The organism is Dorea sp. ICN-14282 (assembly GCF_037890115.1).
Lineage (GTDB): Bacteria > Bacillota > Clostridia > Lachnospirales > Lachnospiraceae > Dorea_B > Dorea_B phocaeensis.
Map to the genome: position 1 here is coordinate 303,868 of NZ_JBBKBH010000003.1, position 24,063 is coordinate 327,930.

A 24,063-nucleotide genomic window follows, 5' to 3' on the forward strand; every position below is an offset into this window, starting at 1 on the left:
TGTCATTAGTATAATGACAGGCAGTTATTTTGTACTATGCACACTGCTTAGTAATGCAATTTATTTAATTTTGCCTTCACTTCCATTACATTTTTATAACGCTTATTCGGGTTTACCATAATGCATTTTTCTATAATGTTTCCCATTTTTCCTGCTGCCATTTCATTCACAGGGTGTTTTCCTGTCAGCATGACGTTCATCATAATTCCTAGTCCGTAAATATCCGTTCTTGCATCCGACTGAGCCTCTCCGTACTGTTCCGGCGCGGCATAACCGATTGTCCCCACCGTTCTCGTATCTTTTTGCGAATACATTTTATAAATTTTCGCAGCATCAAAATCAATAATCTTCACTTCTCTGTTTTTCATAACTATGACATTTTCCGGTTTGATGTCTCTGTGAACAATTTGATTCAAATGCAGCGCATACAACCCATCGCACACCTGACTTATGATTTCCCGGACATATCTTTCCGGGAACGTTGTTCGCTCCAATTGTTCTGCAAGCGTAATTCCCGGTATAAATTCTTCCAGAATCATCGTTTCGTTCTCATTACAACATACTTCATAAATGAAGGGGAGATGTCTTTGCTTCACTCCAAGCAGCCTTTCATACGCAGGATAAATCCCTTTTAATTTCTTAACTACCACATAATTTCCCGACTGCTTATGTTTATATAAAAGCACTTCTCCACACTCTTTTTTCTTTAATACTTTTACAAAAGTATAATATGCTTTCAAATTTTCTACTAACCACTGATACATAACTTTCTCCCATTGCAAACCCGATTTCTCCATGATATACTCTCTCCGAGGTGATATCGATGATCAAAAAACCAACGAACGAACTAATGGATGCATTAAATCAATGTTCCTCTGCCTCTGAATACATCAACAAGGCTCAGGATTATCTGATTGATTCTACTATTTCCGACTATTTGAACCAACTATTAGATGAGAAAGCTTTGAAAAAATCCACCGTAATTAAAAACTCAGAGCTTAACGAAATCTATGGATATCAGATTTTTTCAGGAAAACGCATGCCTTCCCGTGACAAACTGATTTCCATTTCCTTTGGAATGAACCTTTCTCTCGACGAGACGCAGGCGCTTTTAAAATATGCAGGGTTTGCCCCTTTATACCCGAAACAGAAGCGTGACAGTCTGCTTATCTGGGGCAAAAATCATCAGTTTTCCATTTATCAGATCAATGAATTGCTTTATACAGAGAATGAAGATACCCTATAATTACTGCACATAATAATACTCCAGCGTTTCCACCATACCGTCATCAGAAAACGTAATATTCAATCCCGGACTGAACTCTCTGTCGAAATGATAACAGAGTTCGTTTCCGTATTCCTGATCCGGTGTCCCTAATATCGTTTTTACGCTATTGACATCAGATGTCCCATTAATCCCGTAGATCCCATATTCCTTTTTATTGTCTCCCGCTGTATAATCAATCAAAAGATCTTGTATCACTTCTTCTTGATTTACTGCAACGGTCAGCATTCCAAACGTATGGATCGTCATTCCATTTTCGTGATATATCTCTTCCGTTTCTTCGCCTAATGTTAACTTCATATCAGCAAAACCACTTCCAAGCGCATCTTTTAAATCATTTTCCACTTCCGAATCGTAGATAATATTCTCATCTGTTCTAAAATTTTCGCTAATGATATTTTGAATATCAGATTCCTCTAAATAGTTCTTGTTCACTAGATTTTGTATTTTAATCTTTGCCAGGAAAATGATACTCAACATTCCAATCATTAAGATACTTCCAAACACCCATAATAAAATCGCTTTTTTATGGCTGTTCTTTATCTGTATTTCCTGTATTTCCTGTTTTTCGTATTGAAACATGCACCTCGGACAAAAATGTGCTTCATCCGGTAATTCCATGTTACAATTCGGACATACTTTCATCTGCCCACCTCTTTGTCCTCTGTTTTTTCAACCTTATCTTTCTTGCAAGATTAGAATAGCTTTTTTTTGATATCTTATCAATGATAAAATAGCATCTTTTTTAAATCAACGATATAATCATTTAAAAGGCTATGTTTTCCAAGCTGTACGAAAACAATATACACGAAAGGAGTAACTCTACGACAAACTTTATTTTTGAAAACACCTGGGAAGAAAATCAGGAGGCATTGAAAACAAAAAAACTGGCGATTATTCCAGTTGGAAGTTCCGAGCAGCATGGTCCTGCACTTCCAGTTGGCACAGACTGGATGATCGCACAGTATCTTGCCAGAAAAGTAGGAGAAAAGACAGACAAAGGTCTCGTCGCTCCCGTCGTTCCATTTGGTCACGCCTTATACCATGCCGATTTTCCGGGAACCATGGCTGTTTCTCAGACTACCCTTGCCACATACGTCAAAGAAGTCTGCGACCAGCTTGTCTCCTACGGATTCACGCACTTTCTCTTTCTGAACGGACATGGCGGCAACAATAATGCACTTTATGATGTAGGACAATATCTTCGTCTGAAAAACATCCCAACCGCCAATATTCAGTGGTTTGAACTTGCCGGTGATTTAAACCCAGAATGGGGATTAATCGGACACGGTGATATCATTGAAACTTCCGTAATGATGCATATTGCCCCGGAAACCGTCAAAACAGAGCGGGCGCACATTCCGGAAAACCAAAGTATCGGAAACATTAAATTCTTGGATCTTCACAGAGGGGAATTTGACGGCGGCAGCGTTTATCTCAATCTGCGAACCAGAGACGTCTCAACAACCGGCGATATTATTGAGTTTGGTCACACCGCTGGCGTTGACTATACCCGAAGCGCCAAGGACGCTACGGCAGAACTGGGAAAAGAAGTCAGTGATGCAGTTGTAGAATATATCCTTCGTTTCATCGATGAATTTGTGAATTTTGAATTTGAATTTAAAAAATAGTTAAAAAGCAGGATATCTCCAGCGTCTAATATGCTACGTCTATTGGAGATATCCTGTTTTCTAGTTAAACCCTATAATTCGTCTCGCCACACTGTATGCAAGGGAAGAAATCTTTCGCCCGGAACGCCCTGGAATGTTCATCGTCTGCCCCAGGATTCCATGCCGGATCTTAAAAAACGTCCGAAAATCCTTCTTCCGAAGATACATCCACAGCTCTTTCTTCTTCTGTAAATTTTCTTCCTTCTTTGACCGGATCAAAAGGATCGATGACACGGTCATCATAATCGCCAAATAGTTAATCATATACTGCCGCAGCTTCCTACAGCTGATCTGTTTCATCTGGTACATATCAATCATCAGTTTCGTTACAAAGATCTGCTGATCTACTCTGGCAATCATATTCTTCTCATTCACCGACTGGTCATCACGCCCGATAAAATACCGGTAAAAATCCACATCCAAATAATAAATCCTGCGGACGTGCGGAAGCGGATAATAGACATAAATATTATCCACATAAAACGTGTGCTTCGGCAAACGCATCTGAATCAGCTGCAGAAGTCCCGTCCGATAGATCACGGAATGCATCAAAATATACTGATCCAGCCGGAAATGCCCGATGTCCTCCCATCGAAAAATCTCATCCTGCGGAAGTGCATTCCGGTAATTTACACATTTCTTATGGGACGCTCCTGCCTTCTCGTAGACATAGTTAGAAATCAGCATATCAATTTCCTGATCCTCTTCTTCCAGTCTCCGAAAAAGTGTCAGAATTTTTTGAAGCGCCTCCTCATCAACCCAGTCGTCGCTGTCCACAACTTTGAAATATTTTCCCGTAGCGTGAGCAAGACCGGCATTCACCGCATCCCCATGCCCTCCGTTTTCTTTATCAACTACTTTGATAATCTCCGGATATTTTTCCGCGTATGCATGCCCGATCTCTGATGTATGATCCTTTGATCCATCATTTACAATAATAATCTCTACATCGTCTCCTCCTGTCAGGATCGTTTCGATTGCATGTTCCATATAATCTTGCGAATTATAACAGGGAATGGCAAATGATATATACTTCACTGATTTCCTTCCTTTCTTCCATAATCGTCTTTTTCCATGAATGTCTTTTTAGTATAAATCATTTCCACTGATCTGCCAACTTATTCCTGAGATTCCCTTCTCAATTTTTTGAGATTCTTTTGCGTTTTTTCTCTTTTACGTGTTTTCTGGTATTTTCCAAGCAAAATCCGCAATATGAATTGTAATCTTCTCTCGGATAGTTTATATTTAAACATATTAGCAGATATCATATTCAGGAGGAATTCTTATGTGTAAAAATATTATCGTAGGACAATCAGGCGGACCTACCGCTGTCATTAACGGAAGTCTTTACGGAGTCGTATCCGAAGGTTTGAAACATCCCGACAAAATCGGTCATGTCTACGGAATGATCAACGGAATCGAAGGTTTCCTGCATGGACATATGATGGATATCGGCGCATTGGCCGCAACCAATGAATTAGAACTGATACGCACTACACCTGGCGCTTACCTTGGTTCCTGTCGCTATAAACTCCCGGAAGATTTAAGTGATCCGGTTTACCCACAGCTGTTCCGCATATTTGAAGAGCAGGAAATCGGCTATTTCTTCTATATCGGTGGAAATGATTCTATGGATACTGTCAGCAAGCTGTCCCGTTATGCCGCACAGATCGAAAGTCCAATCCGTTTTATCGGTGTTCCGAAAACGATTGACAACGATCTGGTTGAGACGGATCATACTCCGGGATACGGAAGCGCAGCCAAGTACGTTGCCACCACGGTAAGAGAAATCGCAGCCGACGCTACCGTATACGACAATAAGCAGTCGGTCACTATCGTAGAGATTATGGGACGCCATGCAGGATGGCTTGCCGCCGCCAGCATTCTTGCCCGGAAATACGAAGGTGACAACCCTGTGCTTATTTATCTGCCGGAAGTTGCTTTTGATCAGGAAGAATTTATTCAGAAAGTAGAGACCGCTCTAAAGGATACACCAAATCTTGTCGTATGTATTTCCGAAGGAATCCGCGATAAGGACGGAACCTTCATCTGTGAATACTCCAGCGAAGTCGGAACCGACACCTTTGGTCACAAGATGCTGACCGGATCTGGAAAATACCTGGAAAACCTTGTAAAAGAACGCCTTGGCATCAAAGTTCGCTCCATCGAACTCAATGTCTGCCAGCGTTGTTCCTGCGCTCACTTATCCAGAGTCGACCTGGACGAATCCGAAAACGCAGGTATTTACGCTGTATTGACAGCATTGTCCGGCGAAACCGGCAAGATGATTAATTTCATCCGCAACAAGAGTGTTCCTTATGAATTAACTTATGGAACAGCCGATGTGAATCTGATCTGCAACCAGGAGAAAACGATTCCCCTGAACTGGATTACAAACGATGGTTCTGATATCAGCAGCGAATTTATTGATTATGTACGTCCTCTTACACAAGGATATGTGGAACTGCCAACCAAGAACGGAATTCCGTTGTTTGCATACCGCAAATAACTTCTTTTGTTCACATTTTGTTCATTTTTCTTTCAAAAAACCTTCATTTGTTTTACATGGTTTCTTCATAGGTATCTCGTATACTAAGAGTATCAAATGAACAACAAGAAGAAATAACTTTTTCATAATACATGCCGGGGACCGCAGGAAGCGGTTACCCGGCATCCTCCCTTTTATGGGAGTTTTTCTGTTTCCAATACCAAAGTCCTATGGCTACCGCTCCGCCTCCGGCTAAGAGGCTCCCTATGATCCATATCCATCTTGTACTCTCTTCTTTCTCGTTTTCATCCGGGACATTTCCCGTCTCTTCCACTTTCATTCCCAGAGATTTTTTTACTGGTTTCATCACCCGATCAAGCACCGATTCCTTAGCCTTTATACGAAAATGTATCCGCGTCACCGCCTGATTTCCTGCACGATCCTTCGCTTTTACCGTCACCTCATAAGCCTGCTGCTCCTGTACGGTATATTGATAGATTTTACTGTTATTTTGAATCGGCTGCTCTTTTCCGTTGATCTGAATTTCCTCAATTACATCAGCCTGATCCTCCAGTGTCACCTGAAAGGTTCGTTCTTCTTCGTAACTCTCTCCCTCTCTCACGTCACGAAAAACAATCTCTGGAGCAGAATGGTCAATCACAAAATCTGCCCGTGAAACACCGATATTCCCAGCCGCGTCCACCGCCTTAACCTCCAGTGTATGCCAGCCTTCCCCGGTTACGGTCTCCCCCATCGGATACAATTTCCCGTCCAGCAGCATGGTATATGTATAACTGGTAAAATCCCAAATCCATTTTCCCGGAGGCAGTTCCCAGCGAAAGCTTTTTAAATAGCTCTGATTCAGACGTTCCACTTCATAGATAATGGGATTTTCCCGATCAATGATCACCTGCGCCTTTGCTCTGTCAGAATGTCCGGACAGATCAAAAGCTTCCATCTCAAGCTGATAAATGCCGTCTTCCGTCAGCCTTTGCATTGCCATTTTCCCATTTCCCGTATTTGTCCATACTTCCGGGGACAGTTCTGTTACCGTTCCTTTTGGATCCTGCCGTACTGCCTTTGCCGCAGCGCTTCCAACTTCATTCTCCTCTTCCACTGTATAATGAATTTCCACTGGCTGACTGGTGATCTGATAAGGAATTACTCCCGTAATCCCTGCTTTGGGAGCCTGTCCATCAATATAAAGCCCCACACTCTTCTGCGCCTGATTTCCCGCCCGGTCCCACGCATAAACCATCACCTGTACCGCCTTTCCTTCTTGCGATGGCTTCTTCACCCGATAAACCGTTTCTGCTTTTCCGCTATTGCCAAGCTCTTCTCCATCTGCTCTACAAGAGGTCCACGCCACTCCGCTTCCCGGTTCCTCATCTGCTGCCGCTACCGACAACTGCGTCTCATTCTGATACCATACGTCTATTCCTTGTGGAACAGAAAACTGAAGTTTCGGCGGTATTGTATCAACAAAAAATTTGTATTCCTGTAGAAATTTCTTCTCTTTTTGGTTCTCTTCTTCGTCCTCCTTGCTTTCTTTGTTTTCTTCTCTTACTTCACCTTTTCCCTCTTCTTCGCCTTCTTGCTCTTCTCCTTCTCCTGCCTCTGGCTTCTGTGTCTTTTCTTCCATCCATACAGACAAAGAATTCTCACCTTCTGCCATCTGATCTGCTTTGACAGCCGCTTGCTCCTCCAATTCTTTTAGTTCTCCTTGCAGCTCCTGTCCTTCCCCATTTACAAAGCAATACCGTGTCACTCCCGCTTCGCTTACTTGCGTAATCTTTACTTCTGGTTTGGTTACATAATAGCCGGATTTCCCATCAGGATTTGGACACTCTACCTCAAAACACTTTCTATCCTGTTCCTCTGACACCTGGGCGTTTCCCGACTGCTGACAATATATCAGCGCCAGAATTACCCCCAGACTCATAATTTTCTTCATTTTCCAACCCATACTTGTTCTCCTTCCACTCCTATCTCGTATTCTGCCTGCAATTTCTTAAATTCTTCCTGCTCCTGAATCTTCGGATCTTCACTCAAATACGTCTGAATCGTCTGTGCACAGACGCTGCGGTCTACATTTTGATCCTGACACAATAGACGTATATGAGAAATCTTCAATTCCAGACACTCCGGCAGCTCTGCAGCTCCCCGCAAGCATACAGAAAGAGCTTGTTCCCGGTTGCCGCAGACCTCATACAGCATCACCATTTTCTGATACACCACCTTTCTTTTTTCTGATCCAGTCTCTAGTTCCAAAATTCTTTCGTAACAGGCCGCTCCTTCTTCCGCTCTTTTCTCCCGTTCACAGGCAAGCGCCATACTTTCACAAATTTCTTTTTCCGTCTCTTCCGTCAAATCCTCCCAATCCAGACACTCCTCGCATAGCCGGATCACCTGTTCCGTGGCACCTTCCAGCGTCATATTCTCATATCCTTTTATCAGAAATCGATAACAGGATGTCTTCTGTTCCCGGCTTGCTTGTCCTTGATCAACTCCTCTTTGTTCCTCTCGTTCTAGAACCATCTGCTCCAGTTCTTTCAGCGCTTCTGCTGCTTTCTTCTCTTCTTGCTTAGCTTCTACGCCATTCTTCTGTTCCTTTCCCGTAAACCGGCGTACCACCACCTTCATCGCCTCCGCCATTTCATCTTTTGTCTCCACCTTTTCTAAATAAGACAGACATTTTTCATACTCCTGCATATCTAGAAAATAAGAAAGCGCCACCTCCAAATATGCTTCCTCTTTCGATTCTTCTTTCACCTTTTCTTTCGCCGATGTTTCAATCGTTTTCCCGCCTGTTTCCTCCTTCTTCGTAATCTCTTGTTTGCGAATCTTTTCCTGGGGTTCACGCGCTGATAAAAAATACCGTTTGCCAAAAAGGATGAGCAATATCAGAATCCCTGCCGCCGCAATCCTTTTTCCTTTTTTCTGTTTTCGTTTTTCTTTTGGAATTTGATAAATTGGAAGATCTTTACAAATCTCCTGTACCGATTGATAAGAATGTTTTGAATTGTATCTTTGACATTTAGAAATTATTTTTTTAAGCTTTGCTGTCTCCCGCCTGCCAAGAGGCGGATCTACTCGCACCGATGCCAGCAAATACTGGAATGTTTTTCCCAATCCATAGATATCAAGTGAAATTCTTCCCTTGCCATAGTAAGAATCCCCTGACGGCAGGAAATGCTCTCTAATATCCCTTCGGAGCATTCTTTTCCGAATCCCCTCATTTGCTCCTGCCTCTAAATCCAGAAAATAAAGTTCTCCTTCTTCCGTCACAACCATACTATAGGGATTGACATACTGATAACAAGACTTCTTTTTACACTTATGAATTTTCGCAAGCTGCTTCGCCATGCTCCCCATCCATGCGAGCAGCTGCTGCTTTGAAATATTGGGATGATATTTCAACCACCACACCAACGGCCTGCCTTCTATATACTCCGAACTGATATAACAGATCTGTCCATGTTCGATCAGCCGCAGCACGTCATAACCTTCTTTGGATGCCACTTTTTCATCACCTCTTTTTACGGCATTTGCTGTCTCCATATGAATACTTAAGTGAAACTGGAACGATCCCAGATCTTAGACCAAGATCCGTGATTTTGAAATTACTAGACTCTCAGAACAATTAGAGTAATTAATATATTACTCGCTCCCCACAAAAAATACAAGTTTTTTTTATTTCTTTTTCGACAAAACCGGAGGCCGTCTGCGCTTTCTGCCCAAACGGCCTCCGGTCTTATCACTATCTTTTCAACCTTTTACCTCATCTGCAACTCTACTCTATCTGTGACTTAACTCCTTTGGAGTATACAGATGTCTTGGAATTCCATCTACCATAACCGGAGATACATCTCCCTGAATCAATGGTCTTACATAAGAAATAAATTCATTTGTCACATAAGTACCCTCTTCATTTACCCAATCTCTCGGTACTAATTTCTCATCGTTAGCAATCTTGTGTACATCCTTTACTTCTGTTCCACACTGATATGGATCATCAGACAGTCTCTGAAGTACAACCATCTTTCCGGAATCCCCTTCATCCGCTGCTTTTACCGCTGCACCGCCAACTTGATAAGCCTCCAGAATATCTACACGGGAAGCTGCATGAGAAGCAGAACGCTGCAAGGTACTTAACTCAATGGCGCGAGTCTTACAACCAGTCTCTCCGGCAATAAAGCTTGCCAGATAAGATGCTGTTCCAGACAGCTGCTTATGACCAAATGCATCTACGAAATCTACACTGTTGCCAAGCTCACATACATAATTTCCATCCGCTGTCAGGATTCCTTCTGATACTGCAACAACAATAGACGTTTTCTTCTTCAACAGTTCTTTCACTTTTGCGCTGAATTTCTGCAGATCAAATACAGTCTCCGGCAGATAGATAAGATCTGGTCCCTCGCAGTCCTCCCCTTCGGACAGCGCAGCTGCTCCTGTCAGCCAGCCGGCATTTCTTCCCATAATCTCTACAATCGTTACAATTCCCTTCTCATATTCCAGACAGAATCCATCGCGGATAATCTCCTTCATAGAGGTTCCAATGTACTTTGCAGCACTTCCGTATCCCGGTGTGTGATCCGTCAGCGCCAGGTCATTATCAATAGTCTTTGGACAGCCCACAAACCGGGTGGAATGTCCGGTAATAATTGCATAGTCGGATAATTTTTTAATCGTATCCATGGAATCATTTCCGCCGATATAGATAAATGCCTCAATATCCAACTTATCTAAGATTGCAAAAATCTTATCATATACCTCGCGGTTTTCATGGATCTCCGGCAGCTTATAACGGCAGGATCCTAGGAATGCGGCTGGTGTTCTCTTCAACAGTTCCGCATCCAGCTCCGTCTTAATATGGTCGGATAAATCAATATACTTTTCCTCTAATAATCCCTGCACTCCGTGCAGCATTCCATACACCTTTTTGGCTCCTCGGTCCTTCGCAGTCCGGTATACTCCTGCCAGACTAGAATTGATCGCTGCTGTCGGCCCTCCGGACTGCCCTACAATCACATTTCTTTCCATTTATGTTCTCCCTTCCTTCTAAATACGTCGATAAGTCTATATTAGTATATTTTTACATAAATGTCTAGAAAGTATTTCTTTTTTTGTACATTTTTACATATCTCAAGAAGGGTTCGAGTTCTCTAATTCTTCTTCCACCTTCTGCATCGCATATGCATACCCGCGCATACAACCATTTCCGGATACATCCAGTACTTCTCCTTCGGCAACCTCTGCCGTCATATGACACTTATTTTTGCAGATTTCACAAGTAAGCTTTCTCGTTTCCATCTTCCTATTCCTCCTGCTTTGCCCAGTCAAATGCGTACCGAACTGCCTTTTTCCATCCGGCTGTCTTTTGTTGACGCTCTTCTTCCTGAATCTGCGGTTCAAAAATCTGATCTACCGCCCAGTTCTCCCTAACTGCATCCTTATTCTTCCAATAGCCTACAGAAAGCCCCGCCAGGTATGCCGCTCCCATAGCTGTTGTCTCAATACATTCCGGCCGATGCACCGGAGCGCCAATCACATCCGCCTGCGTCTGCATCAGGAAATCATTCGCACTTGCTCCACCATCTACCTTCAATGCACTTAACTTAATACCGGAATCTGCCTCCATTGCCTTTAATACATCGTTGGTCTGATATGCCAGAGATTCCAATGTCGCCCGGATAATATGATACTTATTGACTCCGCGGGTGATGCCCACGATGGTTCCTCTTGCATACTGATCCCAGTAAGGTGCCCCAAGTCCGGTAAATGCAGGGACTACGTAACAGCCGTTGGTATCCGGAACCTTTTTCGCCATATATTCTGAATCTGCCGCAGAATCAATCAAATGCATCTCATCCCGCAGCCACTGGATTGCCGCCCCGGCTACGAAAATGGATCCTTCCAGCGCATAGTATACTTTGTCATCAATGCCCCATGCAATCGTAGTCACTAGTCCATGCTCCGAAAACACCGGCTTCTCTCCCGTATTCATCAGCAGAAAGCAACCTGTGCCGTACGTATTTTTGGCCTCTCCCGCCTGAAAACATGTCTGTCCGAATAATGCTGACTGCTGATCTCCTGCTGCTCCTCCAATCGGAATCTCTCCACCGAAATAAGAAGCATCCGTCACCCCGTAGATACAACTTGACGGCTTCGCTTCCGGAAGCATTGCCCGCGGGATTTCCAACAAATCCAAAATTTCCTGATCCCATGTAAGGGTATTGATATTAAATAACAGTGTCCGTGATGCATTCGAATAATCGGTCACATGCACACGCCCCTTCGTCAGCTTCCAAATCAGCCACGTCTCCACCGTACCAAAAAGCAGCTCTCCTTTTTCAGCCCGTTCTCTCGCGCCTTCTACATGATCCAGAATCCATCGGATCTTCGTTCCAGAAAAATACGCATCGATAATCAAGCCTGTTCTCTGACGGAAAAATTCTGTCAACCCACGCGCCTTTAACGTATCGCAATACTTGGCCGTTCTTCTGCACTGCCATACGATTGCGTGATAAATCGGCTCTCCCGTATTCTTGTCCCACACGACAACCGTCTCTCGCTGATTTGTAATTCCGATGGCTGCAATATCTGCCGCGCCGGCCCCAATCTTATTCATCGCTTCTACTGCAACTCCCAGCTGGCAAGACCAGATTTCGTCTGCATCGTGTTCCACCCATCCCGGTTTCGGGAAATACTGAGTGAATTCCTTCTGTGCCACACTGCAGATTTCTCCCTTTTGATTAAATAAAATACATCTGTTGCTGGTCGTCCCCGCATCCAATGCCATAATATATTTTCCCATCTTCGTTCTCCTCTCCAAAAGTCGGACTCCTTCTGTCCGTTGATTGGTTCTATTTTATCATACTGGTCTTGATTCTTCATCTGTGAATTCAAAAGAAGACCAAAAATAAAAGCCCCCAACTTCTGTCAGAGACTTTTCATGTTCTTTTCCTGAAATTTTATTTTTTAAATCTTTAATTTTCCAAAAGTGCTTCTTTCGCTTCCTCCTTCTTCTCCTGCTTTCGGTCAAATCCCGCAAAAAATCCTGCAATTAAGGTACCGGAAATCGAATGCCATACACAGGATACCGCACAGATAACTGCAGACTGCGGCGCACTTGCAAACTGTGCCGTTGTTGTCGCCAGATTCGTAGCCAGACCTGCATTCTGCATTCCAACTTCAATGGAAATGGTCCGTTTCTTCGCAGTATTCATTCCTGTCATTTTGCCTGCTCCATAACCAAGCAGGTATCCCAACCCATTATGAAGCAGCACTGCCGCAAAGATAACGACGCCGGAAGTAAAGAAGTTCGCTCCCTGAGAGGAAATTACGCCCCCTACCACGCAGGCAAGTCCCAGCACTGCGATTCCCGGCATTACCTTCTGCAATTCCTGGAATGCTTTCTTCTTCCCCCATACATAATTCAGGAAAAATCCAACTGCAATCGGAAGAATGACCGTCTCAATAATAGAAACAAACATCGGAAGCCCTTCGATTGTAATCTTTGTACCACTTGCTAAAAATGCCACCAGAAGTGGTGTCATAATCGGGGAAAGCAATGTAGACACCGTTGTCATTCCCACAGAAAATGCCACGTCTCCACCGCATAGATATGACATGATATTAGAAGATACCCCACCTGGACAACATCCTACGAGAATCAATCCCAGGGCAATGGCATCCGGAAGCTGCAAAAGCTGGCTGATCCCCCATGCAAGAAAAGGCATAATCAGATACTGCGCCGCTGCTCCAATACAAATATCGAGCGGTCTCTGCGCAAGAATTTTAAAATCTTTTGTTGTCAGCGTCAATCCCATACTAAACATAATCACTCCAATAATCAGAGACTGACTGGTGAATTTATTTCCCACCATATCAGTAAACAGCTGGTAATTCACCCATCCCATCATCGCCGGAACAAAAAAAGTCACAACCGCAATTGCAATTACCACCAACGACGTGTAATCTGATAAAAACTTACTTCCCTTTTGCAACAGTTTCATAGCAACATCCTCCTTTTTTCTCATTCAAAACACCAAAAAAGTCCCTTTTGGACTTTGCCAAAAGGGACGAATCTAATCCGCGGTACCACCCTGTTTTCTGTGACATGCGCCACAGCACTTACGTACTTCATACGCTTTCCTGATAACGGAGGATTCCGACACGACTTACTTTACAAAATTTCAGTCAGCTCCTTGGAGATGATAACCATCTTTCCTGATATATCTGCTCACACCGTCTGCAGACTCTCTGAAATACCAGATCGAACTATGGTCTTGTTCTCTTCACCGGATTTTGGTGCTTTAATACATTAATTTATTAATTCTTTATATTTCATCATTATAATCTCTTTTTCATCCGTGTCAAGATATTTTTAGAGCGGATTCTATTTTTTTGTGTTTTGAGGCAACTCTTCTATATTTATGAATACAAAAAAACGCAAACCCTTGTTTCCAAGGATCTGCGTTCTCCTTTGGCTTTCCGCCATAGCGTGGGCGAGAAGATTCGAACTCCCGACCTTTTGGTCCGTAGCCAAACGCTCTATCCAGCTGAGCTACGCCCACACAGCTGTGAATTACCTCAACAGCAAAATTTATTATATACGAACACCTCCATTCTGTCAATACAATTTTTCATATTTTTTCTATTTTATTTTTTGTTTTTAAACTGGCCTGTTCATTTTATCTGTATCTGGACTTTTTCATCCATCCAGTTTAGTGTTACCATATCTCCATACCAAACAAAGGATGGATGATATTATATGACGAAAAAAATTGCAGTCATCAATGATCTGTCAGGATTCGGACGCTGTTCCCTGACTGCTGCCATTTCCGTATTAAGCGCCATGGGTGTACAGGCATGTCCTCTCCCAACCGCAATTTTGACGGCGCAGACCGGTTATCCCAGCTATTATTGTGATGACTATACCGATAAAATGGAACGATACCGTACAGAATGGTTGAAAATGAATCAGCATTTCGATGGAATCTATACTGGATTTGTCGCCAGCGAACGACAGATTCATCAGATTTTCCGTTTCATTGATACCTTTCATACGCCAGGTACTCGCCTTCTGGTGGATCCCGTAATGGGAGATAACGGGCACACTTACAACATGTACACGCACAATCTTCTGTGCGAGATGAAGAAACTGGTCGTGCAGGCAGAAACGATCACTCCTAATTTAACCGAGTTCTGTCTTCTGACAGATCAGAATTACCAGGAAATCTCTCGCCTTCCAATAGACCGTATGACCGAACAGCTTGAGATTCTGGGGAAGGAGCTCTGTCTTCTTGGACCTTCTGATATCGTCATCACCGGTATCGATTTTCAAAAAGAAGACGGCACTGGATATGTGGGAAACCTTCATATTAACCGCGAGCACTCCCAACTGTATTCATTCCCTCATATCGGAGGCAGTTATTCCGGAACCGGAGACTTGTTTGCCTCCTGTATGGCTGCCGCAATGGTGCGGGAAATTCCGCTTTCCAAAATGATTCAAACGGCCGGAGCTTTCCTGGAAAAGTCTCTTGCCGACACCGTAGCGGAAGGAATCCCCCGCAACGACGGCGTTAATTACGAACAGTACCTATCCATGTTGATGAAAGAAAACGGAGGACGACCATGACCAGAAACCATTTAGAAAAGCGCACCCTTTCCATCTCTTTACTGACCATTACCGGCCTTTTTGCCGCCATGATCACATTGATGACCGCATATATCTGCCATATTCCCTACGGAAGCAACGGAGGCTATATCCATTTTGGAGATACGCTGATCTATCTTGCAGCCGCCCTGCTGCCACGGCCTTATGCACTGACTGCAGCAGCCATTGGCGGAGGATTGGCGGATCTTCTTACCGCTCCTATGTGGGCGCCTGCCACGATTATAATTAAAATGCTGATTGTATTGCCATTTACCAGCAAAACACCAAAGCTTTTAAATGCTCATAATCTTGTTGCCCCTCTCATTTCACTTATGATTTCTGCAACAGGATACTATCTGGCAGAAGGGCTGCTCTTTGGCTCATTCATTGCGCCCATAGCATCCCTCTCAGGCAGCGCCGTTCAATCCGGTGGAAGTGCGGTTCTCTTCCTATTATCTGCTTCTGCATTGGATCGCATGCATTTCAAAAATAAGCTTTGGCATTTCTAAATTTTGACTGATAGAGAATTCTAAAGGAGGCTTTCACATGGCTGATATTTTATACACCTACAAAAATCAAGTTTACGCAAATATTACGAACCAATGTAACTGTCGATGCACCTTTTGTATCCGAAGCCACGAAGATGGTGTCGGTGACGCAGAAACCCTTTGGCACAAGAAAGATCCTACTGTCGATGAGATCAAACAGGCGATGGATTCCTTTGACTTTACCGGGTTCCAAGAACTGGTATTCTGCGGTTATGGAGAACCCACCTGTGCGCTTGATACTTTGATCGAAGCTGCACGTTACGCCAAAGAAACCTTCGGGCTTGCCATCCGTGTCAATACCAACGGGCTTGCCAATCTTCAATATGGGGAAAACATTGTCCCCCGTCTTGCCAAGGTGATCGACACGATTTCCATTAGCCTGAACGCACCCGATGCCGAGGCATACTCCAAAGTATCACGTCCCCGGTTCGACCATGCCTTTGAAGGGCTTCTTGATTTTACCGCAAAATGCAAAGAACTGATCCCCCATGTAAAACTAACCGTCGTAGACGTCCTTGCACCAGAAGATATCAAAGCCAGTCAGGAACTGGCCAAGTCGCTGGGCGTAGATTTACGGATCCGGAAATATTCTTAGAAAGCGGTACTGCATGTTAGGAGAACCATTATGGAAATTTCAAAAAAGCTGGCTTCCCAAATTGTAGAAGTCGTCTACGAAGTTGTGAAAAAAGATACCAACCTCATTCAGCCTTCCGGGCTGATTATCGGAAGTACAGACAGAAGTCGTATCGGCACTTACCACGCTGCCGGTGCCTACGCTATTACACAGGGACTCCCGGTGTCCGTGGACAAAGAACATCCATTTCAAGGCGCCCGCGAAGGAATCAACTATCCGATCTTCCTTGACACTCAGGCGATTGCCGCTATTGGAATTACAGGAAATCCCGAAGAATTAAAGGCTTATGGCTTCCTGATCACCAAGATCACAGAAGTCTTTCTAAAAGAGCAAAAGCTAAATCAGGAAATGCTTTCCAAAGACCGGGCTCTTCACTATCTGATTACATCTCTGATTTACGACAATATCCCCAACCAGACACAGTTTGATGCCTTGATCCGGGAGTATGAGCTTGATCCTTCCAGTGATTACGCGGCCTTATCCGTACGGTTTCAGGATGCTTCGCTGGAGCCTTCTCTTCGCTTTTATTTTGCTTCCATTGGATGCCCCCTTTCTCTGTACCTGTATCCCAATGAATGGGTTGTATTATTTCATCATACTCAATTTGAACAATTCCATCCTGACGATTTCTCTGCCCGGTACCAGGGATCGGTTGCCGCAGGACTTGGAGATTTTGTTCCGCTGTATCAGATCTTCCGTTCCTATGCAAATGCACGAATTGCCAGGAAACACGCACAGAGCCAGCAGTTGGATTTCTGTGATATCCAGGACATTTCCATCGAATTTTTGATTGAAAGTATTCCTGTCGATATGAAAAACATCTACGCCAGCCGGGTTCTGGGAAAACTGACGGAGAAAGAACGCTCCATTCTTCTTTCCTACCTAAGCAATAATCTTGCGCTAAAGGAAACAGCAGAGCAATTATTCATTCACAAAAATACACTCCAGTATCAGCTGGATCGCATTGCCGAAAAAACAAACCTGAATCCAAGACATTTTCAAGATGCATTTTTATTAAACTTCGCCCTTCTGTGCAAATAGAAAACCTTCTACCAAATATGTTCCGAAGAACAATTTTTTGAAATATCTTTTATATTTTATGTTCTTTGGAACATACTTTTTCTTTTACTATCTGCTATAATAAACCTATCTGATAGAATATGGAGGTTGAAACCTATGAAAGTTGTTGTTGCAATCGATTCCCTAAAAGGAAGCCTGTCATCCATGGAAGCCGGATATGCTGCGAAAGAAGGAATTCTCGCCGTTCATAAGGATGCAGAAGTAATCGTAAAACCACTGGCCGACGGCGGCGAAGGCACCACCGATTCCCTGATCGAAGGACTTGGCGGCATCCGTATCGACCAAACGGTGACAGGCCCTCTTGGAGCTTCTGTTTCCTGTTACTACGGATACCTGAAAGAATCCAAGACCGCTATTATGGAAATGGCAAGCGCTGCCGGAATCACACTGGTTCCTGATTCCAAAAAGGATCCGCTTCACGCCACCACCTTCGGTGTAGGCGAAATGATTCAGGACGCTATAGAGCGCGGCTGCAGAAACTTTATCATCGGCATTGGCGGAAGCGCAACGAATGACGGCGGTCTTGGCATGTTAAAGGCACTTGGCTACTCTTTTCTGGATGCAAATGGTCAGGATGTCGGAGAAGGCGCACAGGCGCTCTCTAAAACGGCATCCATCGACACCTCTCATGCCGATCCCCGTCTGGCTTCTTGTCGTTTCCATATCGCCTGCGATGTCAACAATCCGCTTTGTGGTCCTAACGGAGCGACCTACATTTACGGACCGCAAAAAGGTGTAACTTCAGATCTTTTAGAACCGCTTGACACCGCCATGAAGCATTTTGCCAACGTCACTTTCCAAACGCTCGGTAATGATTTTTCCCTGGCCGAAGGGGCCGGCGCTGCCGGAGGGATGGGCTTTGCATTCTTAAGCTATTTAAATGCCGAGCTGACACCAGGCGTTGAATTGATCCTAAACGCCATCTCACTGGAAGAGGAAATAAAGGATGCCGACATCGTTATCACCGGCGAAGGACGTCTGGATCATCAAACAGCTATGGGAAAAGCCCCCATAGGCGTCGCAAAACTGGCGAAGAAATACCACGCCCGCGTACTGGCCTTTGCCGGAAGTGTTACGCCGGACGCCACCGCATGCAATAGCGCCGGAATCGACGCTTTCTTCCCCATTGTACGCGGTGTAACGACGCTTGAGGAAGCTATGAATCCCGATCATGCACGGGCAAATATGACGGCCTGTGTAGAACAGGTCTTCCGACTGTTATAACCAGGAGAACATCTATGGAACGAATTTTAACATATCAGATTACCGGTGATGATGCCGGACTTAGAATTGAACAATATCTTCGCCGCCAGGGCTACTCTCTTCAAAATCTTACCGATTTAAAAAAAATGCACGAAAGTGTTCTGGTCAACGGCGAATGGCTTCATCTGAACCAGCAGCTCTCATGCGGCGATACTCTGACCATTCATATTCAGGAACGGGAATCCTCCGAAAAGATCCCTCCGGTCAAACTTCCGCTTCACATTGTATACGAAGATGAGGATATTATTGTCATTAACAAACCGGCAGGGATGCCGATTCACCCTTCCCGCAACAACTATACCAACTCACTTGCAAATGCACTTGCCTGGTATTATCAGGAACAAGGGAAATCCTTCATCTTCCGCTGTACCAACCGTCTAGACCGAGACACCTCCGGTCTGACGGTCATTTCCAAGCATATGCTAAGCGGCAACATTCTCTCTTCCCAGGCAGCCCGCCACGAAATTCACCGGGAATACTTGGCCATCTCACGCGGAAGAGTTACCCCGGCTTGCGGAACGATCGATGCACCGCTTTCCCGCAAGCCGGGATCCATCATCGAGCGAACTGTCGATCCAGAATATGGAGAACGTGCTGTCACCCATTATCAGGTCGTAAACTACGCCAACGGACACAGTCTGGTATCCTTACAGCTTGAGACCGGACGAACTCATCAGATTCGGATTCATATGAAGCATATCGGATACCCGCTGGTCGGCGACTACCTTTATAATCCTGATATGGAATTAATCGGCCGACAGGCGCTTCATTCTCACCGACTTAGCTTTCCACACCCCATCACCAAAAAAGAGATGCATTTTACAGCTCCTCTTCCAGAAGATATGCGGCAGATCCTTAACCCTTAAGGAGATCGCCGCATATCTTCTCTATATATTCGGTTTTTCTTAAGAATCTTTAGAAATATTTCCTCTTCCGGTCACATCCAAGTCACATTTAGCCAGTATACTATAACTATCAAATGAACAAGAAGGCGGTGATCGTGCTTCGTAATTTACCTGTATAATTACTGCCTTCGCCTAACAATAATTCCCATTTATCATAGATTTTCATCCCCCTAAAAAGAGCCGGCGCACACTTGCACCGGCCCTTCCTTTTGTGGTATACTATATTTGTTTGCAGCAGTGGTCGAGTTGGCTTATGGCATCTGCCTCGAAAGCAGAAGAGCCGCAAGGCTCCGGGGGTTCAAATCCCTCCTGCTGCGTTTTTTATTTCTCGCCATAAAAATCTTCACACAATTCTTTTCCTTTGTCCATAATCTGACTAATCTCTTCTTCTGACATTCCCAGTTCATCACCCAGTTTCTTCATGTCTGAAAAATCGCCATCTTTAAATTCTGATGTGCTGCCGATCACTACGTCATCCTTTTTTGCCCGCGCCGATGCATAAAAACGATCGCTGTTTTCCCATGTGATTTCCACATAACTATCCTCAAGATCTACATCACAATACACGTTGCTTACATGAAACTCAAGGGAAAAATCTAAAAGGCCTGGCATCGACTGATTCGGTACGCTATACACAACTCCATCCTTATAATTCATCGAATAGAATCCTTCTTTATTCTTATGAAAATCGTTTTCCTTTAACTGCTTTTCAAAGTTCTTTTCCAGTTTATTTTTCGTGTGAACATACACTCCCGAATAAATTCCGAAACCGCCCACCAGCAACACAAATACAAGCCCAATTACCATCAATGCTCTTGCATACTTCTTCGTACTTTTCACTTCTTTATCAAATGTTTTTACCATGATCAAATCCTCCTTCAATAAAATATCTAAGGAGATGTGGAAACTATCACTGATTTTTACGATCGTTTCTAAATCTGGATAACTTTTTGAATTTTCCCAATTGGAGATCGTCTGTCTCGAAACCTGAAACAGTTCCGCAAATTCCTCCTGGGATAAATGTGCCTCCTTCCTTATTTTTTGAATGTTATTTCCAAGTGTCATGATAGTTCGCCTCCTTTGACCGAAATTATATGGGAAGAAATAGATCCTGTCTATCAAAGTTCTTTTACATCCATTAAAATTCCTGTGCAAAGATTCTTTGCGCACTGAAAATGCAGCTATTTACTGCGTTTTCATTAAATTTTAACGGACAAAAAAGTAAGAGAAACGTTTTTGTTTCAACGTTTCTCTTACTTTTGATTACTGCCGCAGACCGGAATCGAACCGGTACGAGAGTATAAGTCCCGCAGGATTTTAAGTCCTGTGCGTCTGCCAGTTCCGCCACTGCGGCAAAATGGGACCAATAGGGCTCGAACCTATGACCCTCTGCTTGTAAGGCAGATGCTCTCCCAGCTGAGCTATGATCCCAACTATAAAATTGTGCTTTCTCGTTACTTGAGTAAGCAACGACCCAGAAGAGACTCGAACTCTCGACCTCCGCCGTGACAGGGCGGCGCTCTAACCAACTGAGCCACTGGGCCAGATAAATGGACCTTCGGGGACTCGAACCCAGGACCGATCGGTTATGAGCCGATTGCTCTAACCAACTGAGCTAAAGGTCCAAAATCATTAAGTCCCTGATAGGAACTAAGCCGATGATCGGACTCGAACCGATAACCTGCTGATTACAAATCAGCTGCTCTGCCAATTGAGCCACATCGGCATGTACCAATGACTCCAACGGGAATCGAACCCGTGTTACCGCCGTGAAAGGGCGATGTCTTAACCGCTTGACCATGGAGCCATATGGTCACGGTGAAAACCACTTCTCACGTGACCGATTTATATATTATCATATGACTATAAGATTTGCAAGTACTTTTTGCATTTTTTTATTATTATTTTTTCTATTACTTTTTGAACAGTAGATACATGGGCTTTTCTCCCATTTATTTCTGCCTCTACTTCAGAACCTGTCGGTATACTCGGTAGAAATTCTTGTATGCAATCTTCTCTAGCTCTTCCTGCGTATATCCTCTTTTTTTCAGAACCTCAAGGAAATTTCCTGCATCTGCTTCTGAATAGAGTCCTTGGGTAGCTGCCTCAAATACTTTTGGTACTCCGTTTTTCAAAAGTGCTCCCGGATCCACATAATCTTCAAAATCAAATCCACATCCCACGTGATCGATTCCTACGAGATCTACAATATGCTCCACATGATCTGCCAGCCCCTCTGCCGAATGCTTCTTGCAGTCTTCACTGATAAATGCCCCTACCCGGTTCATTCCCAGAACTCCTCCGGTTTCTGCCAGGGCTTTGATCATCTCATCACTTAAGTTCCTTCCATGAGATGCCAGCGCCCTCGCATTACTGTGAGAAGCAATCACCGGGTGCCCATCTGACAGTGAAATAATGTCCCAGAATCCTTTATCATTTAAGTGGGATACATCCAGCACAATTCCCAGATCATTCATCCGTCTTACAGCCGCTTTTCCTGCCTCTGTAAGCCCTCTCTCCTGGTCTCCGGGCCACCCGGAAGCAAGTGCATTTTCTTCGTTCCATGTAAGCATCATCGTTCGCACAGAAAACTCATCGTAATAGTAATTAATGCGATCTACATCCTCACCAATATAGGACAAGCCCTCCAGTCCCATCACAACGTTAATCTTTCCTTCTTCTGTCCCCTTTTGAAAGTCTTTGTATTTCCGCACAATATTCAGAATGTCTTTTGCATCTTCTAATTCTTGTCGAACCGCCTGCTCAATCTGAAGAATCCGTTTCTTTGGATCTTCATCATAAGGCGGATCTACCCACATCACAAACGCTCCTCCAGAGACATTCCCTTTCTGAAACTTTGGCAGCTGATATTTCCGAAATATATCTCTCTCGCCTTTCTCACTATGCATCATTACATCGTACCAGATATCACCATGTGCATCAAACAACTTCATACTCTTTACTCCTTTTCTAACAGATCAGCCTTAAGAATCCCTGCAATTGATTCCGCAAGCCGCTCATGGCTTACATCATCCATATGCATAAAATCATAATCATTCATTCCGGCAACCGATGCCGCATCCAAAAAGATGCAGCCTTCTGCCTCTGCCCACAGGCGATATTCCTTAGAAAGCATTGCCGACTTTTCACTGCACACTCCCATATCACGCCCAATCTCGGAAGTGTCATTTCCCTTTCGAATCGGAGGCGGCGCAATCACCAAAATCTGCGGCTGATCCCGCCAGACACACGCCTGCTTCGCCTTCACGATCAATCGCCCCAGTCCGTCCGCAATATTCTTAGGCAATGCAGAAAATCTGGCTTTACAGTCATTGGTTCCAAGCATTAATATGAGATAATCAAGGGGATTATGCGTTGCCAGGCAAGGTCCCAGATATTGAAGTCCATTTAAACCTTCCCTTAGTGGATCCTCAAAAACTGTCGTCCGTCCACACAGTCCTTCTTCAATGACTGTCCAGTTCTCTCCTAAGAGCGTCTGTAGCCGCCCAGTCCACCGCACTTCCTCTGGGAATCGCTGTCCGTAGACGTTCTCATTCATCGCATTAAATCCCCAGGTATTAGAATCCCCGTAACACAAGACGCGTTTTTTCATACCATTTTCTCCTGCAATTATAAATTTCTTGAAACCTCTTCACAAACCTTCATTGCTTCAATAATAGAACTTCTAAATCCCATTTCCTCTAATGTACGAACCGCCTCAATGGTCGTTCCTGCCGGCGAGCACACCATGTCCTTCAGTTCTCCCGGATGTTTGGCTGTCTCCAACACCATCTTCGCACTTCCATACACTGCCTGAGCCGCAAACTGATACGCCTGAGTTCTTGGCATTCCACCGGATACAGCTGCATCTGCCATAGCCTCAATCATCATAAACACATATGCCGGCGAGCTTCCACTTACAGAGACTACAACATCCATTAACCGCTCCGGAACCACCTCTACACGTCCGAAACTCTCAAGAAGCCGCTTCACATATTCTGTCTCTTCCTTTTCCATATGTTCATTCGGGCACATAGCTGTCATACCCTCTCCAACCAAAGCCGGTGTATTCGGCATGGTACGAACGATTTTGACTTCTTTTCCAAACTTTTCTGCAAGCCATGCAAGGGTCTTGCCCGGCGCGATGGTAATAATGATCTGCTCTTTCTTCACGCAGTCCTTAATTTGATTAATAACGTCCTCATAAAACTGTGGTTTTACCGACAGGATAATCACCTCTGCCTTCTCTACAACCTCCTGATTCTTTTCCGTAACCTGAATTCCAAACTGCTCCTTAACCTTCTCTCGTCCCGGCGCAAACAGGTCTGCTCCTATAATTTCCTCCGCTGAAATCATTTTTTTTCCAATAATTCCGCCCATAATTGCAGATGCCATATTTCCAGTTCCAATAAATCCTAATTTCATTTTTCTCTCTCCCTTTCCTGCACGTGAAATGTAATTTCTAAAAAAACTATAGCACTTCCCCAAACGAAAGTCAAAGCTTAGCACGGATACAAAAAAACCGT

At 44.1% G+C, this 24,063-nt stretch carries 22 protein-coding genes, 8 tRNA genes and 1 other annotated feature; of the genes, 10 read left to right on the forward strand and 20 right to left on the reverse strand.

From position 1 onward, the window contains the following. Window positions 1-47: 47 nt before the first annotated feature. Complete coding sequence (locus WKT00_RS10035) at window positions 48-764, reverse strand: serine/threonine-protein kinase (protein WP_340263431.1); 717 nt, start codon at window positions 762-764, stop codon at window positions 48-50. A gap of 59 nt (window positions 765-823) precedes the next feature. Between WKT00_RS10035 and WKT00_RS10040 the strand changes: the two genes are divergently transcribed. Next, window positions 824-1,246 (forward strand): hypothetical protein, encoded by a 423-nt coding sequence (locus WKT00_RS10040; RefSeq protein ID WP_101695708.1) that lies wholly within the window; start codon window positions 824-826, stop codon window positions 1,244-1,246. Here the strand turns inward: WKT00_RS10040 and WKT00_RS10045 are convergent, their stop codons facing one another. Beyond that, window positions 1,247-1,930 (reverse strand): zinc ribbon domain-containing protein, encoded by a 684-nt coding sequence (locus WKT00_RS10045; protein ID WP_340263434.1) that lies wholly within the window; start codon window positions 1,928-1,930, stop codon window positions 1,247-1,249. A 131-nt stretch (window positions 1,931-2,061) separates the two neighbouring features. Here WKT00_RS10045 and WKT00_RS10050 point away from each other — a divergent pair, with 131 nt between their 5' ends. Next, window positions 2,062-2,916, forward strand: coding sequence for a creatininase family protein (locus tag WKT00_RS10050; RefSeq protein ID WP_340263436.1), 855 nt, complete (start codon window positions 2,062-2,064; stop codon window positions 2,914-2,916). A 60-nt stretch (window positions 2,917-2,976) separates the two neighbouring features. On the opposite strand, the gene WKT00_RS10055 is transcribed toward WKT00_RS10050, so the two are convergent. Then, on the reverse strand, window positions 2,977-3,993 hold the full coding sequence (locus tag WKT00_RS10055) for a glycosyltransferase family 2 protein (protein WP_101695705.1): 1,017 nt from the start codon (window positions 3,991-3,993) through the stop codon (window positions 2,977-2,979). Window positions 3,994-4,240: 247 nt separating this feature from the next. Between WKT00_RS10055 and WKT00_RS10060 the strand changes: the two genes are divergently transcribed. After that, entirely contained in the window at window positions 4,241-5,464 is a 1,224-nt protein-coding gene (locus WKT00_RS10060; protein WP_340263438.1) for a 6-phosphofructokinase, read from the forward strand. Window positions 5,465-5,618: 154 nt separating this feature from the next. Here the strand turns inward: WKT00_RS10060 and WKT00_RS10065 are convergent, their stop codons facing one another. The 7 genes from WKT00_RS10065 to WKT00_RS10095 form a co-directional block, all read right to left on the reverse strand. Then, window positions 5,619-7,409, reverse strand: coding sequence for a hypothetical protein (locus tag WKT00_RS10065; protein WP_340263440.1), 1,791 nt, complete (start codon window positions 7,407-7,409; stop codon window positions 5,619-5,621). Further along, window positions 7,394-8,965, reverse strand: a complete 1,572-nt coding sequence (locus WKT00_RS10070) for a hypothetical protein (protein ID WP_173815089.1) — start codon at window positions 8,963-8,965, stop codon at window positions 7,394-7,396. The genes WKT00_RS10065 and WKT00_RS10070 overlap by 16 nt, the downstream gene beginning before the upstream one ends. A gap of 276 nt (window positions 8,966-9,241) precedes the next feature. Further along, complete coding sequence (locus tag WKT00_RS10075; RefSeq protein ID WP_340263443.1) at window positions 9,242-10,489, reverse strand: 6-phosphofructokinase; 1,248 nt, start codon at window positions 10,487-10,489, stop codon at window positions 9,242-9,244. Between the two features lie 102 nt (window positions 10,490-10,591). Continuing rightward, the gene (locus tag WKT00_RS10080) at window positions 10,592-10,759 is read right to left on the reverse strand and encodes a hypothetical protein (RefSeq protein ID WP_340263445.1); all 168 of its coding nucleotides are present in this window, start codon (window positions 10,757-10,759) and stop codon (window positions 10,592-10,594) included. 4 nt (window positions 10,760-10,763) lie between these two features. Continuing rightward, window positions 10,764-12,263, reverse strand: a complete 1,500-nt coding sequence (gene glpK / locus WKT00_RS10085; protein WP_101695700.1) for a glycerol kinase GlpK — start codon at window positions 12,261-12,263, stop codon at window positions 10,764-10,766. A gap of 172 nt (window positions 12,264-12,435) precedes the next feature. Next, window positions 12,436-13,464 carry a bile acid:sodium symporter family protein gene (locus WKT00_RS10090; RefSeq protein WP_101695699.1) on the reverse strand — a complete coding sequence of 343 codons (1,029 nt, stop codon included), beginning with the start codon at window positions 13,462-13,464 and terminating at the stop codon, window positions 12,436-12,438. Window positions 13,465-13,523: 59 nt separating this feature from the next. Further along, window positions 13,524-13,759 (reverse strand) — a binding site (T-box leader). 192 nt (window positions 13,760-13,951) lie between these two features. Next, a tRNA-Arg gene (locus WKT00_RS10095) sits at window positions 13,952-14,025 on the reverse strand. A 197-nt stretch (window positions 14,026-14,222) separates the two neighbouring features. Between WKT00_RS10095 and WKT00_RS10100 the strand changes: the two genes are divergently transcribed. The 7 genes from WKT00_RS10100 to WKT00_RS10130 all read left to right on the forward strand — a co-directional run bounded on the left by WKT00_RS10100 (window position 14,223) and on the right by WKT00_RS10130 (window position 19,854). Further along, window positions 14,223-15,089, forward strand: a complete 867-nt coding sequence (locus WKT00_RS10100; protein WP_173815087.1) for a pyridoxamine kinase — start codon at window positions 14,223-14,225, stop codon at window positions 15,087-15,089. Then, window positions 15,086-15,616, forward strand: a complete 531-nt coding sequence (locus WKT00_RS10105) for a TIGR04002 family protein (RefSeq protein ID WP_340263451.1) — start codon at window positions 15,086-15,088, stop codon at window positions 15,614-15,616. Before WKT00_RS10100 ends, WKT00_RS10105 begins: the two co-directional genes overlap by 4 nt. A gap of 37 nt (window positions 15,617-15,653) precedes the next feature. After that, on the forward strand, window positions 15,654-16,250 hold the full coding sequence (locus WKT00_RS10110; protein WP_101695696.1) for a TIGR04100 family radical SAM protein: 597 nt from the start codon (window positions 15,654-15,656) through the stop codon (window positions 16,248-16,250). A 30-nt stretch (window positions 16,251-16,280) separates the two neighbouring features. Next, the gene (locus tag WKT00_RS10115; protein WP_101695695.1) at window positions 16,281-17,330 is read left to right on the forward strand and encodes a CdaR family transcriptional regulator; all 1,050 of its coding nucleotides are present in this window, start codon (window positions 16,281-16,283) and stop codon (window positions 17,328-17,330) included. 135 nt (window positions 17,331-17,465) lie between these two features. Then, window positions 17,466-18,593 carry a glycerate kinase family protein gene (locus WKT00_RS10120; protein WP_101695694.1) on the forward strand — a complete coding sequence of 376 codons (1,128 nt, stop codon included), beginning with the start codon at window positions 17,466-17,468 and terminating at the stop codon, window positions 18,591-18,593. Between the two features lie 14 nt (window positions 18,594-18,607). Then, window positions 18,608-19,498: an RluA family pseudouridine synthase gene (locus WKT00_RS10125; RefSeq protein WP_101695693.1), complete on the forward strand. Its 891-nt coding sequence runs from the start codon at window positions 18,608-18,610 to the stop codon at window positions 19,496-19,498. Window positions 19,499-19,768: 270 nt separating this feature from the next. Continuing rightward, window positions 19,769-19,854 (forward strand) — tRNA-Ser (locus WKT00_RS10130). A gap of 4 nt (window positions 19,855-19,858) precedes the next feature. Here WKT00_RS10130 and WKT00_RS10135 read toward each other — a convergent pair. From WKT00_RS10135 to proC, 10 genes are all read right to left on the reverse strand, one after another. Next, window positions 19,859-20,602, reverse strand: coding sequence for a helix-turn-helix transcriptional regulator (locus WKT00_RS10135; protein ID WP_101695692.1), 744 nt, complete (start codon window positions 20,600-20,602; stop codon window positions 19,859-19,861). A 202-nt stretch (window positions 20,603-20,804) separates the two neighbouring features. After that, window positions 20,805-20,891, reverse strand: a tRNA-Leu gene (locus tag WKT00_RS10140). Window positions 20,892-20,895: 4 nt separating this feature from the next. Then, window positions 20,896-20,968: transfer RNA gene (locus tag WKT00_RS10145), tRNA-Val, on the reverse strand. Between the two features lie 39 nt (window positions 20,969-21,007). Beyond that, window positions 21,008-21,081 (reverse strand) — tRNA-Asp (locus WKT00_RS10150). Window positions 21,082-21,088: 7 nt separating this feature from the next. After that, window positions 21,089-21,162 (reverse strand) — tRNA-Ile (locus WKT00_RS10155). 28 nt (window positions 21,163-21,190) lie between these two features. Then, window positions 21,191-21,263, reverse strand: a tRNA-Thr gene (locus WKT00_RS10160). 9 nt (window positions 21,264-21,272) lie between these two features. Then, window positions 21,273-21,344 (reverse strand) — tRNA-Glu (locus WKT00_RS10165). Window positions 21,345-21,501: 157 nt separating this feature from the next. Then, complete coding sequence (locus tag WKT00_RS10170) at window positions 21,502-22,491, reverse strand: dipeptidase (protein WP_101695691.1); 990 nt, start codon at window positions 22,489-22,491, stop codon at window positions 21,502-21,504. A 5-nt stretch (window positions 22,492-22,496) separates the two neighbouring features. Continuing rightward, a complete protein-coding gene (locus WKT00_RS10175; protein WP_173815085.1) occupies window positions 22,497-23,150 on the reverse strand; it encodes an SGNH/GDSL hydrolase family protein in 654 nt (217 codons plus the stop codon). A 17-nt stretch (window positions 23,151-23,167) separates the two neighbouring features. Then, window positions 23,168-23,962, reverse strand: a complete 795-nt coding sequence (proC, locus tag WKT00_RS10180) for a pyrroline-5-carboxylate reductase (protein WP_340263457.1) — start codon at window positions 23,960-23,962, stop codon at window positions 23,168-23,170. Window positions 23,963-24,063 lie beyond the last annotated feature (101 nt).